Origin of the sequence: Sphingomonas zeae (assembly GCF_014197135.1) — a bacterium.
GTDB classification, from domain to species: domain Bacteria; phylum Pseudomonadota; class Alphaproteobacteria; order Sphingomonadales; family Sphingomonadaceae; genus Sphingomonas; species Sphingomonas zeae.
The window spans coordinates 73,706-87,660 of the sequence record NZ_JACIFA010000006.1 but is presented as its reverse complement, the minus strand read 5'-3'; the positions used below and the strand labels follow the sequence as shown (position 1 = coordinate 87,660).

Genomic DNA, 13,955 nt, shown 5'->3' with positions numbered 1-13,955 from the left:
GCGGCGTCGCCCTAATCGTCGGTTCGGTGAGGGACGATATGACGGGCGACGGCGTAAAGACCAGCGAAGGGCGGACGCGCAAGGGCAACTATGCAGCACCTGCGCTAGACAAGGCGTTCCTCATTATCGAGCTGTTGGCCAGCCATCCGGAGGGAATGCTGGTCAGCGAGATGGCGACGGCGCTCGGCCGGTCGCTGGGCGAATTGTTCCGCATCGTCGTGGTGATGGAGGAGGCGCGCTACCTCGAAAAGTCACCGATCGATGATCGATACCGCGTCACTTATAAGTTCCTCGACATCGCCTATCGGGCCACGCCCGCCCGGCAATTGACCGCCGCCGCGCTGCCCGAGATGCAGTCGCTGGCGCTGAACGTCGGTCAGTCCTGTCATCTGGTGGTGATCGAGGGCGGAGCGGGGCTCGTCATCGCCCGCGAGGAGAATCCCGGCACGCGTGGCTTTGCGCTGCGCATGGGCGCGTCGATCGACATCGTCGCCAGCTGCTCGGGCAAGGTGCTGCTCGCCTTTGCCGCCCCCGCGCAACGGGCGCGCATCCTGGACCGGGCGGAAGCGGCGCAGGGTCGTCGGATCGACCGTGTGCAACTGGCCGCGGATCTGGAGCGGGTTCGCATGGAGGGATATGAACTTCGCGAAAGCCCGATCACGCGCGGCGTGACCGATATCAGCTATCCGGTCTTCGGCTTCGGCGGCGACTGCATGGCGGCGCTGACCATCCCGTTCCTGGAGACGATCGACGGATCGCAGGAGGTCGCCATCCCCCAGGCCCGACAAATTCTGGCGGAGACGACGGCGCGCATCTCGCAACAACTGGGGCATCGCGGCGACGATGCGGGCAGCGCACTGCCCGGATCGCTCGGCTGAGGTCGGGTCAGTCGGGGCGCACCTCCGCGCCGCGATGCGATCCTTCCCCCTTGGTCAGGAACAGCTGGCGCAGCATGGCGGTCATCGCGGCGTTGCCGCGCTCGGTCAGGGTGACGGCCAGCCGCCGGTGATCGGCCGGGTCGGTACTTCGCTGGAGCAGCTCTGCCCCTTCCAGCCGGTCGATCCGGCGCAGGGCGCTGGTGGCGCTTTCGCCTGACACCAGGATCAGTTCCTTGACGCAGATCGGGCGCCTCTGCTGGTCGGCGATGAACAGCTCCAGCATCATGTCCCAGGCCGAATCGCGGAACACGTCGCGGGGGCAGAACTGAGCCGTTCTGGCTCGCATCGCCTGGGTCTGGCGCGCCAGGTCTAGCAGGCTGGGGCCGGATTCGCGCATCGCAGGCGGCCTGATGCCGCGATGGGCGGGGGGATGGTAACGGGCTGCAAGATTCTTGGGCATGCGGCTATCCTTGGCTGGGGGCAATGGACGGCTTTGTCCATGGCAGGGCGGCGGATGGGAGGAGGGGGAGCTGGCCGGTCATCGCTCGCGCAGTCCTTCGCGCGCGCGGTTCAGCGGCTTCAAAAGATATTGCAGCACCGTCTTGCTGCCGGTGTGGATGTCGGCGGTGGCGATCATGCCGGGCACGATCGGAAAGCGCTTGCCCGCCTTGTTCACCAGCGATTCCGCGGTGGTGCGCACGAAGACGCGGTAATAATAGACGTCCGGGTTCACCTCGTCGCGGATCGTGTCGGGCGAGATGCTGCTGACCTTGCCCTCCAGCCCGCCATAGATCGCATAGTCATAGGCGGTGATCTTGACGCTGGCGCGCTGGCCCGGGCGGATGAAGGCGATGTCGCGCGGCGAGATGCGGGCCTCGACCAGCAGGCGCTCGTCGAGCGGCACGATCTCCATGATCTTGCCATTGGGGGGCACGACGCCGCCGATGGTCGACACCTCGATATTCTTGACCACGCCGCGCACCGGCGAGCGCAGGGTCAGGCGGCTCAGCGTGTCGGAACGGCCGCGCACCACGGGGGCGAGCGCCTCGACCTCCTCGCTGACCTTGGCCAAGTCCTGCCGCGCCTCGACGATATATTGCGAGCGCAGGTCGGATTTCTTCAGGTCGAGGTCGGCGCGCTGGCGTTTCAGGCGCAGCACCTCGACATTGCTGGCCGCGCCCACTTCGATCAGCGACTCGCCGATCCCGACCTCGCGCCCGATCAGCGCGAGCGACTCGTCGATCAGCCCGATCGAACTGGAGAGGCTGCGGCGGCGCGCGTCGTAGAGCCGCTGCTGCTCGGCCTTGAGCGCGGGAAAGGCGTCGAGTTCGCGCGAGAAGGTCAGGGGCGTGCCGTTCACCTCGGCCTGCAACCGCGCCTGGGCGGCCAGCGCGGCGCGGTATTTGGCGGCGCTTTCCTCGACCGTCGATCCGGCTTGCGTCGGGTCGAGCTGCGCGAGGATCTGGCCCGGCTTCACGATATCGTCCTGCCGGACCAGCATCCGGGCGAGGATGCCGCCCTCCAGCGATTGGAGTACCTGTTCGCGGCTGGTGGGTACGACGCGGCCGGTGCCGGTCGCGACTTCGTCCAGCTTGGCGAACCAGGCCCAGACCAGCAACGTGACGAACAGCGCCGCCAGCACCCAGGTCATCCGCTTGGCCGCCAGCAGCGGGGCGGCGCCCTCATCGGCGAAGGGCAGGTCGGCGGGATGGGTGAGCGCGGTCACGCCGCCTGGCTCCGCGCAGCGCCCTGCATGGTGGCGAGCGCCGCCGCCTTGGGCTGATCGAGCAATATCTGGCCCTGGTCGATGACGACGATCCGGTCGACCAGCTCAAGCACGCGCATCCGGTGTGTCGCAACGACGATCGTGCGGCCCTGTCCCCAGGTCCGGAAGCGTTCGATGAACAGGCGCTCGGCGGCGTCGTCCATCGCGGCGGTGGGTTCGTCGAGCAGCATGACCTGCGGCTGGCGGATCAGCAACCGCGCGAGCAGCAACGCCTGTTGCTGACCACCCGACAGGCCGAGGCCGCCCTCGAGCACGACATGCTCCAGCCCGTCACGCAGGCGCCGGATGAAGTCGATCGCGCCCACCATGTCGAGCGCGGCGAGGATCGTCTCGTGGCTGGCCGTCACCGCGCCCATGGTCAAATTCTCACGCAAGGTACCATGGAACAACCGGCTGTTCTGGGTCAGCAGCGCGACGTCGCGGCGGACATCGGTGGGGTCGATCTGGTGTAGCGCGAGGTCGTCGAGCAGCACTTCGCCCGATACCGGCTGCAACATGCCCGACAGGCCCTGCAACAGCGTCGATTTCCCTGCCCCGTTGCGACCGAGCAGCGCGATCTTCTCGCCCGCCGCGATCTCCAGCTTGGGCACGGTCAGCGCCGGGGGCGCGTTGGGGTCGGCATAGGTGAACACCGCCCCGCGAAGCGTAAAGCGGCCATCGACCGAGGGCAGGGGTATGCGATGTTCGGCATCCGGATTGTCGACCGGCAGGCCCATGATCTGGTCCAGGCTGCCCGCCGCCACCTTGGCATGTTGATAGCGGCCGAGCAGGTGCGAGACTTGGCCCATCGGCGCCATCATCCGGCTGGCGAGCATCGAGGTCGCGACCAGCGCGCCGGTCGTGATGTCCCCGGCGATCACCATCGGCGCGCCGACGAAGATGACGGTCGCATAGACCGCATTCTGCACGCTCTGCGCCCAGGTCGACAGGCTGGCGGTGAGCCCGCGAAGCCGCAACTGCGCCTCGCCCGCCACCGCGTTGCAGTGGTTCCACTGGCGCTGGAAACGCTCCTCGGCCTGCAGGGTCTTGATGTCCTCGATCCCCTGCACCGACTCGATCAGCAGGGCATTGCGCAGCGAGGTCTCGCGCATCGACTCGGTCGCATAGGCGCGCAGGCGGCGCTGGGCGAGCAGGCTGGGCAGGAGCAGGGCGATCAGCGCCACCACCGGCACCAGCGCCAGCGAGCCGCCGATGAAAGCGAGGATGACCAGGAACAGCAGGAAGAAGGGCAGGTCCGCGATCGCCGCCACCGTGGTGGAGGTCAGCATGTCGCGGACCTGATCCAAATCGCGAAGCTGGGCGATGAAGGTGCCGGTCGAGGTCGGCCGCGCCCGGTTGCGCACCCGCAGTGCATGGCCGAACACCAGGTCCGACAGGCGCAGATCGGCGCGCTTGCCCAATATGTCAGTGATGCTGACGCGCAGGCGGCGCAGGACGAAGTCGAATCCCGTCGCCAGGATCACGCCGAAGAACAGGATATAGAGCGTCGGCATCGACTGGGCGGGGACGACCCGGTCATAGACCTGCATCGAGAACAGCACCCCCGCCAGCCCCAGGCAGTTGGTCACGACCGAGGCGATGGCGACATGGCCATAGCCCTTCATGTCCTGAAGCAGCAGGCGGCGGAGCCAATGCTCCTCGAACGGGCGGATATAGCTGTCGACGCGGATGTCCGCGGCGGAGCGGGCCGGGCGGGGCACGACGAAGATCCGGGTCTGTTCGACCAGCGTGGACAGCGGACGCTGCGCGCTCTGGCCCTCCTCGCCCGCGACCGAGAAGACCGCCTGGCCATCGGCGTCGATACCGGTGATCAGCGCCAGCTCACCATCGTTCAGCCATGCGACGACCGGCAGCCGCCAGCTGGTCAGCCGCATCGCACGGGGCAGGACGAAGCGGACGGACAGGCCACTTGCGCGGGCCAGCGCCCGGACCCGCGCCTCTTCATCGCCGCCGCCCTGCCACAGCGCCGTCAAGCGCGCGCGCTGCTCGGCAAAGGGCATACGATAATGGCGCGCGACCTGACCCATCATGTCGATCCACGCGAGCGGATCGGTCGGGGTGGGGCCGCTCACAGCGTCACGCCGCGGATCGCGGTGCCGGTCAGCCCGAAATCGTCGCGTGCCCGGCCCGAATAATAGAGGCACTCGATGGCCAGCCGCCGCAGGTCGTGATTGGTGTTGACCGCATCGAAGCGCGCCTGCTGCAATTCCTGTTCGGCGTTGAGCAGGTCGACCAGTGTGCGTGTCCCCATGTCGAGATATTGCAGGCGATAGAGCTTGCCGGTCTCGACCATATTTTCCTGCCGCTCGGCCAGCGTGCCGAGCAGTTGCGACAGCCCGGCGATCTGCTGTTGCGTGGCGGCGAGCGACTGGCCGACCTCGTTACGTGCGGCCTGCTCGGCGGCCTGGGCGGCGCGGACGCCATACTCGGCACTGCGCGCCCGGGCGCGCACGGCATTGCCGCCGAACACGTCGCTGCTGACGTTCAGCCCGAAATTGTACAGGCTGCGGTCGGAAAAGGGGGAGGCGACATCGGTTGCCGCGTCGCCCGCCAATGCAATGGTGGGCAGCCGCGCGGCATGGACGCGGCGGCTCTCGGCGCTCGCCTGTTCATATTGCGCCCGCGCGCGCATGATCGCGGGGATATCGGCCCATTCTACGGTGGTCGCGCGGGTGCAGCTGGCCATCAGCCAGTCGGGCACCGCCGGATCGACCATCGGGGCCGTTTCGCGACCGAGCAGAAAGGCCAGGCTGGTGGTCCAGCGCCGCTGCTCCGCCTCGATCCGGGTCAGCGTGGCCTCGGCGGCGGCGACGCGCGACTGGGCCTGGAGCGTGTCGGAGCGGGTGGTCGCACCCTTGCCGAACCGTTTGTCGACCAGCGCGCTGATCTCGCGGATGCGGCCCAGTTGCTCCATCGCGATCCCGCGCAGTGCGGCGTTGCGCTGCACCTCGACCAGCGCGAAGCCGGTGTCGCGGATCAGCCCGTCGACCGCCAGCAACAGGTCTGCCCGCCCGATCCGCGTGCCCGCCCGCGCGGACTCGACCGCACTGGCGACCTTGCCGAAATCATAGAGCATCTGCGAGGCGGAGACTTGCGGACGCGGCCGCCATGCGCTGCCGATGCGGTTGTCATAGCCGCTGCCGACGCCCGCGCTGATCCGGGGCAGATAGCCAGCGCGCGCGACCGCGACATCCTCGCCGCGCGCCTCGACGGTCGCCGTCGCCTGGACGACCGAGGGATGCCAGGCCAGGACCTCATGCATCGCACTTTCCATCGTGACGGCGGCGGGTTCCGCGGCGGCCGTCACCATGATGGCGCTCATGGCGATCATCACCCTCCCGAACCTCCCCGATCGCTTGTGGTAGCGTTGTCGCCACTCGCGCTTCATCGATCGCCTCTGTTGTCCCTGTCCGGCAATGAATCTGACTAAACTATTTAAATAAAAGGAGATTGAGCGCCGAACAGGAAGCCCTTCGGCGCTCGAAATCAACTCCGTTTTCGGATGATTGCGCAAGATGGTCAGACCAGATGCAGGGTGGCCAGTCTTTCCTGCTCAGGATCGACCGAAACGGTCAGATAACCCAGCGGATCATGCGCGACGGGTGGCTGTGCGCTGATATCTGAAGCGCTTGGTATTGCAGAAAAATTGTCCGTGGCCGCAAGGGATTCGCTGGGTAGCGGCTCGACTGCAGGGCTGCGCGCATTGAGATAGCGGGACAGCACATCCTCGAGGCTGCCTTCTCCCTCCATCAACGATAGCGCCACTTGGGTATCGGCCTGATCGAGTGACAGCGGCGCGGGGCCATGCTCGACCGCCAGCGTCATGGGCGCGACGTCGCCATGAACCTGGGCGGGTTCGTCCAGCGCGAACGCGGTCAGCGTCGCCGGAAAGACCGGCGCGACACCGTTGTTTATATCGACCGCCACGTCCAGCCGGGCCGTCGACACCTGCCCGTCGGGCTGCACGATCTGATAGGTGAAGCGGTCGATCGGGTCGGTTGCGGCATAGGGGATGCCGGTCGAAGGCTGATAGGTATACTGCCCGACCTCATTGATGGTCAGCGTGCCATAGGTGCCGGTCAGGATCCGGGGCGTATCGCCCACCTCGACGAACTCACCGCCGACAAGCACTTTGACCCCCAGAAAGGAACTGCCCAGCGTGTCATTGGCGAGCAGATCGCCGCTGGCGGCTGACGTGCCGGTCAAGGTGAAGCGGTCGAGACGGGTGATCGTCTCGCCGACATAGACGCTGGTGGCATAGCCTGTGCCCAGGGTGTTGGTACTGGTGACAGTGTAGTTGTAGGTTCCCGGCGGCAGGCCGTTCATCGTCACGCTGAGCCCGGAGCCCAGCAGCCCAGCGACCCCCGCGACCGCAGCGCCCGAGGCGGTTCCGACGACCGTGCCGGCGGCATTGGTGACAGTGATGGCATAGCTTGGCAGCACCGACAGGCCCGGCGCGATCGCCGCCGTCAGCGTGACGTTCGACACGCTGTTGGCATCGACCGTGAAGCTATCGACGACCCGCCCCGTCTGCGGCCCGTTGAGAACAAGGGCCGTGGGCGTATTGAAGGTCGAATCGACCGCGGGCGCGCGGGTTTCCACAACATTCGCGAAGGTCGCAGTGGCAGTCGCCCCGTCGTTGACCGCGATCGGCGCGCCGGTCACGTCCGGGCTGCCGATGGCGACGGTCAGCGTGGCGCTTTCCCGCTCGCCGTCGCTGGCGTCGAACAACGTGTAGGTGAAGCTGTCGGTCTTGCCGAGCACGCCCGCATCGGCATTGGGCGTATAGCTATAGCTGCCGTCACGATCGATGATCAGCGTACCCCATTGCCCGACGACCTGCGTGTCATCGCCCGTTATGGCGGTCGTGACCCCGTTCAGCGTCACGCTTTCGACGCGGGTCTGCGGGCTGACCACATCGACCTGGCCCGTGGGGCCTGGATCGGTGATGACATTGCCATTCGCCGCCGCCGGAATCACCTGGCCGATATCGGTAAAGTCGGAATTGACCCCGGTGACGCTGAGGCCGCCGAGCAGCCCGACCCCCAGCGTATTGTCGAAGGTGACAAAGGCCCGGTACTGGCCCGGCCCCAGATCGGCATTGGCGACAAGGTTGCCGCCGAGCAGGCTTACCTCCAGCAGCGAGGAGTTGCCGCCGCCGTTCACACCGACCCAATTGGTGCCGTCGAACCGCTGGATCACCACCGAATAGCCGCTGGCGACTCCCAGCGACAGGGTGGCGTCATAGGTGAAGGTCGTATCCAGCATATGGCCCGGCTGGACCGTGAACTGGACATTGGGGATGGCCAGCACCTGGGCGTTCAGATTGACCAGGCCGAGCGAGACGAGCGCGGTATAATTGGCGTTGCCCAGCGTCTCGTTGGTTTGCACCGGAACCAGGTCGACCTGCGCGGAGGCGACATTGTCGAACGCGCTGATGTCGAATGGCGCGATGACCGCCACCGTGCCCGACACATTGCCCGCGCCGTCACGAAGCCCGACGTTCAGCGTCTCGCCCGCGACCTGCGGCGTGGCGAGCGTGACGGCATAACCGCCGCCCGCTGCCACCGTTCCCGTGCCGATGACAGTACCCGCGGCGTTGCGGATCTCCACAGTCGTGCCGGGCTCGCCCGTGCCTATGACGATCGTGCCGGTGGCATTGATCGCGGCGGTCGGAGGCGCCGGGGGCGTGATGTCGGGGGCGGCCAAAGGCGTCTGGGGCGAGACATTGCCCGCGCCGTCCAGCTGGGTCACGGTCAGCGCCTGGCCATTGGCCTGCGGGATGGTCAGCGTGGCGGTGTAGCTGCCATTGTCAGCGACGACTGCGCTCCCGACCAGTTGTCCCTGCGCGCCCAGGACGCGTACCGTCGCGCCGGGCTCGCCGGAGCCGGTGACGATCGTACCCGTGCCGTTGACCGTCGCCAGCGGCGCGGCGGGCGGGCTGATGTCGGGCGCGGTCAGCGGACTGGGCGGAGCGGCGTTTCCGGCGGCATCGGCCTGGGTCACGGTCAGCGCCTGACCATTGGCCTGGGGGGTGGTGAGCGCCACCGTATAGCTGCCATTCGCGGCAACGATGGCAGTGCCGATCGGATTGCCGCCTGCGTCCCGCACAGTGACGGTCGCGCCCGCTTCGCCCTGGCCCGTCACCAGCGTCCCGACGCCATTGATCGCGGCGGTCAATCCGGTGGGAGCGGTGATGTCGGGCGCGGTCGCCTGGACAATCGGCGAGACATTGCCGGCCGCATCGGCCTGGGTCAGCGTCACGATCTGGCCGTTAGCCTGGACCGGGTTGAGCAGCGCGGTGAAGTTGCCGTTCGTATCGACCAGCGCGGTGCCGATCACCGCACTGTCCGGACCCCGGATCGTAACGGTCGCGCCCGCTTCTCCGGTACCGGTCAGCGTGGTGCCGTCGCCGGACACGGTGCCGACGGGCGCAAGCGGGGCAGTCAGGTCGGGCGCGATGACGGTGGCGGGCGATGAGACATTGCCCGCCGCATCCGCCTGCGTCACCTGCAAGAGCTGCGCATTGATCTGGGGTGGGGTCAGGATCGCGGCATAGCTGCCATTGGCGGCCACGACCGCCGTGCCCAGCACCGTGCCGCCGAGGTCACGGATGGCGACGGTCGCGCCTGCTTCGCCGATGCCGGTCACGACGCCGCCCGTCCCATCGATCGCGGCAGTCAGGCCGGTGGGGGCGGTGATGTCGGGCGCGGTCGCCTGCGCGATCGGCGAGACATTGCCCGCGGGATCGGCCTGGGTCAGCGTCACGATCTGGCCATTAGCCTGGACCGGGGTCAGCGGTGCGGAGAAATTGCCGTTCGCATCGACCAGTGCGGTCCCGATCACCGCACCGTCCGGACCCCGAATCGTAACGGTCGCGCCGATCTCGCCTGTGCCGGTCAGCGTGGTGCCGTCACCCGACACGGTGCCGACGGGCGCAAGCGGGGCAGTCAGGTCGGGCGCGATGACGGTGGCGGGCGATGAGACATTGCCTGCCGCATCCGCCTGCGTCACCTGCAAGAGCTGCGCATTGACCTGGGGTGGGGTTAGGATCGCGGCATAGCTGCCATTGGCGGCCACGACCGCCGTGCCCAGCACCGTGCCGCCGAGGTCACGGATGGTGACGGTCGCGCCTGCTTCGCCGATGCCGGTCACGACGCCGCCCGTCCCATCGATCGCAGCGGTCAGGCCCGTGGGGGCGATGATGTCGGGCGCGGTGGCCTGGGCGATCGGCGAGACATTGCCCGCGGGATCGGCCTGGGTCAGCGTCACGATCTGGCCGTTAGCCTGGACCGGGGTCAGCGGTGCGGAGAAATTGCCGTTCGCATCGACCAGTGCGGTCCCGATCACCGCACCGTCCGGACCCCGAATCGTAACGGTCGCGCCGATCTCGCCTGTGCCGGTCAGCGTGGTGCCGTCGAACGAGACGGTGCCGATCGGCGCCAGTGGCGCGGTCAGGTCGGGGGCGGTGACGGGAGATGCGGGTGAGGCATTGCCCGCCGCATCGCTCTGCACGACGGTCAGCGGCTGGCCATCGACCTGCGGCGTGGCGAGCAGGACGGCATAGGCCCCGTTCGCACCCACTGTCGCAGTGCCGAGCGGCGTTCCGCTGGCATCCAGCACCCGCACCGTCGCGCCGACCTCGCCGGTTCCGCTGACCAGCATTCCTGTCGGATCGATCGCCGCGACGGGGGCGGCGGGCGGCGTCAGGTCGGGCGCGATGGCGGCGGCCGGGGGCGAGACATCGCCATCGGCGTCCGTCTGGGTCACGCGCACCGTCTCGCCATCGCGCTGCGGCGGGGTCAGCGTGGCGGTATAGCTGCCGTCCCCGCCGACCTGCGTATTGCCGATCACCGCGCCGTTCGCATCGCGCACGATGATGGCCGCACCCGCCTGACCAATGCCGGTCACGCTCGCGCCGTCAGCGGCCACGGTTGCGGTGGGCGTGTCCGGCGTGTCGTTGGGGATCAGGTCGGGTGACACCGCGTTGCTGGGTGGAGAGACATTGCCTGCCGCATCAGCTTGCGTCAGGGTCAGCACCTGGCCGTTGGTCAGCGCGGTGCTCAACGTCACGCTGAAGCTGCCATCCGCACCCACCGGAACGGTGGCCAGCACCAGCCCGACAGGATCGGTGATCGTCACGGTCGCACCGATTTCGCCGGTCCCGCTGACGATCGTCCCGTCGGCCGAGACGGTCGCGACCGGCGGGGCCGGTGGCGTGCCGTCGAGCGCGGTCACGATGGTTTCGGGCGACCCGTTCCCGGCGGCATCCGCCTGGGTGACGCTCAGCACCTGACTGTCGAGCTGCGGTGCCGACAGGACGACCATATAGGCGCCCTGCGGTCCGACGATCGCACTGCCCAGCACGCCGCCGCCCACGTCACGCACCGTGACGGCCGCGCCGACTTCCCCCTCGCCGGTGACGATCGTTCCCGTCGCGTCCAGCGCCGCGACAGGCGCTGCGGGTGGAGTGATGTCGGGGGCGGTGACATTGGTCGGCGCCGAGACATTGCCCGCCGCGTCGGTCAGCGTCGCGCTGACCGTGCCGCCATTGGCCTGGGCAGGGGTCAGGGCCACGGTGAAGCTGCCGTCCGCGCCGACCTGGCCGTTGCCGATCACCGTGCCGTCGGCATCGCGCAGGGTGACGGTCGCTCCCACCTCGCCGCTGCCGGTCGCATTCGCACCGGTGCCATCGAGCGTGAAGAAGGGCGCATCGGGGGCGGTGAGGTCGGGCGCGGCGGCGGGGCTGGGCGGCGAGGTGTTCCCGGCGACATCGGTCTGCGTCACCTGAAGCAACTGGCCGTTAAGCTGTGCAGGGGTGAGGGTCAGCGCATAGGCACCGGTCACGCTCGCCGTGCCGGTGCCGATGATCGCGCCATCGGGATCGCGCACGGTGATGCTTGCACCCGCCTCCGCCTGGCCGCTGACGATGGTGCCGGTGCCGTCGACGCTTGCGGTCAGCCCGGTCGGCGCGGTGGTGTCGAGCGCCGTCAGCGCCAGCGGCGGCGAGACATTGCCCGCCGCGTCGGTCTGGACCACCGACAGCGTCTGGCCGTCGCGCTGCGCGCTCGACAGCTGGACCGCGAAGCTGCCGTCGGCCGCGGCCTGGCCGGTGCCGAGTATCTGTCCGGCCGCATCGCGCACGGTGACGGTCGCGCCCGGCTCGCCGCTGCCGTTCACCAAGGTCCCGTCCGCCGAGACCGTGCCGAGCGGCGCCAGCGGCGCGGTCAGGTCCGGTGCGACCGGGGCGAGGGGCAGGGAGACATTGCCCGCCACATCCGCCTGCGTGACCTGAAGCGTCTCGCCGTTGATCTGCGCTGGGGTCAGCGGGGCGGCATAGCTGCCGTTCGCGCCGACGACGGCGGTGCCGATGATCGCGCCTGCGGGATCGCGGACCGTGACGGTCGCGCCGACTTCGCCCACGCCGGTGATGATCGCGCCGTCGCCGCTGATCGTGGCGGTCAGTCCGGTCGGTGCGGTGATGTCGGGTGCTGTCACGCCAATGATGGGCGAGTCGTTACCCGCCGCGTCCGTCTGGACCAGTTGCAGATTCTGGCCATTGGCCTGAACCGGGGTCAGGGTGACGGCAAAGCTGCCGTCCGCCCCCACTTGGCCGCTGCCCAGCAGCGTGCCGTCGGTCGCGCGGATGGTGACGATCGCGCCCACTTCACCGGTGCCCGACAGGGTCGCGCCAGCGTCGATGACCGATCCGGTCGGCGCGAGCGGCGGCGTCGTATCCGGCGCGATCACGCTGGCGGGGTCGGAGACGTTGCCTGCCGCATCGGCCTGTATCGCCTGCAGGATTTCGCCATTGGTCTGTGGGGTGGTCAGCGTCGCGCTATAGCTGCCATTCGCGGCAACTGTGGCGGTGCCGATCACGGCGCCGTTCGCGTCGCGGATCGTCACCGTCGCGCCCGCTTCGCCCGATCCGGAGACGATCGCGCCATCGCCGCTGATCGCGGCGATCAGCCCGGTCGGGGCCGTGATGTCGGGCGCGGTGAGCGACGTGGCGGGCGAAAGGTTGCCACCGCGATCGGTCTGGTCGAGCGACAACGCCTCGCCATTGGCCTGGGGTGGCGATAGGGGAGCCGAGAACCCGCCGTCCGCGCCGACGATGGCGGTTGCGATTTCCGTGCCGTCGGCGCTCCGCACCCTGACGGTGGCGAAGGGCTCGCCGGTGCCGGTCACGCTGGTGCCGTCCGCGGCGATCGTCGCGATCGGGGCGGCGGGCGCGGTCAGATCGGGCGCGGCGACGGTGGCGGGTTGCGACGGGTTGCCCGCCGGATCTGTCTGCACCGCCGACAGCGTCTGGCCGCCGGTCTGCGGCGGGGTCAGGTCCAGGGTAAAGCTGCTGTCCGACGCGACGACCGCACTGCCCAGAAGGGTGCCGTTGCCGTCGACGATCCGCACGATCGCGCCCGGCTCGCCATTGCCATAGACCGCCGCGCCATCGGCCGAGAGCGTGGCGACGGGCGGTGCGGGCGGAGTGATGTCGGGGGCAATGATCGTGGTGCCGGGCGAGACATTGCCCTGCGCATCGGTCTGGGTCACGATCAGCGCTTCGCCATTGGCTTGCGGCGTGATCAGCGTCGTGTTGAAGCTGCCATCAGCGGCGATAACGACGTTGGCCAGGACGCTGCCATCGGGCGCGCGCACGACCAGCGTTGCTCCTGCTTCGCCCGTACCGCTGATGCTGGTCCCATCGGGGCTGACCGTGGCGGCGGGCGCTGCGGGGGCGATGAGGTCGGGCGTGACAACGGTGCTGGCGGGCGAGGCATTGCCTGCCGCATCGGTCTGAACCACCGACAGGGTCTGTCCATTGGTGGTTCCGGTGGGCAGGGCGACGCTGAAGCGGCCATCGCCGCCGACCGTCGCGGTGCCGACCGGCTGGCCGCCTGCATCGACGACCTGCACCGCCGCGCCCGGCTCGCCCGTACCGCTCAGCATCGAGCCATCCGCGCTGATAGCGACAATGGGCGCGGTGGGCGGGGTGGTGTCGGGCGCGCTGATCGTCGTGGCGGGCGAAATGTTGCCGGCCGGATCGCTCTGCGTGACGGTCAGGGTTTCGCCATTGGCCTGCGGGGTCGCGAGCGGCAGGGTGTAGTTGCCCTGCGGATCGACGGTGGCGGTGCCAAGCGGTTGACCGGCGGCGTCGCGGACGGTGACGGTCGCGCCGGGCTCGCCGGTGCCGCTGATGCTGGCGCCGTCGGCGGCGATGATGGCCGTAGGAGCGGTGGGCGCGCTGGTGTCGGGCGCGCTGATCGTCGTGGCGGGCGAGATATTGCCGGCGG

Annotated in this window: 6 protein-coding genes; 1 reads left to right on the top strand and 5 read right to left on the bottom strand. The window is 68.8% G+C overall.

What is annotated here, in order from left to right; all coding sequences use genetic code 11:
- The first annotated feature begins 38 nt into the window (after window positions 1-38).
- On the top strand, window positions 39-878 hold the full coding sequence (locus GGR45_RS10345; RefSeq protein WP_175312595.1) for an IclR family transcriptional regulator: 840 nt from the start codon (window positions 39-41) through the stop codon (window positions 876-878).
- Between the two features lie 7 nt (window positions 879-885).
- On the opposite strand, the gene GGR45_RS10340 is transcribed toward GGR45_RS10345, so the two are convergent.
- From GGR45_RS10340 to GGR45_RS10320, 5 genes are all read right to left on the bottom strand, one after another.
- Window positions 886-1,338, bottom strand: coding sequence for a helix-turn-helix domain-containing protein (locus GGR45_RS10340; RefSeq protein WP_175312596.1), 453 nt, complete (start codon window positions 1,336-1,338; stop codon window positions 886-888).
- Window positions 1,339-1,416: 78 nt separating this feature from the next.
- On the bottom strand, window positions 1,417-2,604 hold the full coding sequence (locus GGR45_RS10335) for a beta-barrel domain-containing protein (protein ID WP_285138889.1): 1,188 nt from the start codon (window positions 2,602-2,604) through the stop codon (window positions 1,417-1,419).
- On the bottom strand, window positions 2,601-4,736 hold the full coding sequence (locus GGR45_RS10330; protein WP_285138890.1) for a type I secretion system permease/ATPase: 2,136 nt from the start codon (window positions 4,734-4,736) through the stop codon (window positions 2,601-2,603). The genes GGR45_RS10335 and GGR45_RS10330 overlap by 4 nt, the downstream gene beginning before the upstream one ends.
- Window positions 4,733-5,986, bottom strand: a complete 1,254-nt coding sequence (locus GGR45_RS10325; protein WP_246358158.1) for a TolC family protein — start codon at window positions 5,984-5,986, stop codon at window positions 4,733-4,735. The genes GGR45_RS10330 and GGR45_RS10325 overlap by 4 nt, the downstream gene beginning before the upstream one ends.
- Before the next feature lie 197 nt (window positions 5,987-6,183).
- Window positions 6,184-13,955 (bottom strand): BapA/Bap/LapF family large adhesin (locus GGR45_RS10320; protein ID WP_246358157.1); only part of this gene is annotated, 7,772 nt, incomplete at its 5' end.

Bases quoted from the DNA above. Each gene is read 5' to 3' on its own strand.
- GGR45_RS10325 (WP_246358158.1), bottom strand. From the start codon at position 5,986: ATGAGCGCCATCATGGTGACGGCCGCCGCGGAACCCGCCGCCGTCACG.
- GGR45_RS10340 (WP_175312596.1), bottom strand. From the start codon at position 1,338: ATGCCCAAGAATCTTGCAGCCCGTTACCATCCCCCCGCCCATCGCGGC.
- GGR45_RS10345 (WP_175312595.1), top strand. From the start codon at position 39: ATGACGGGCGACGGCGTAAAGACCAGCGAAGGGCGGACGCGCAAGGGC.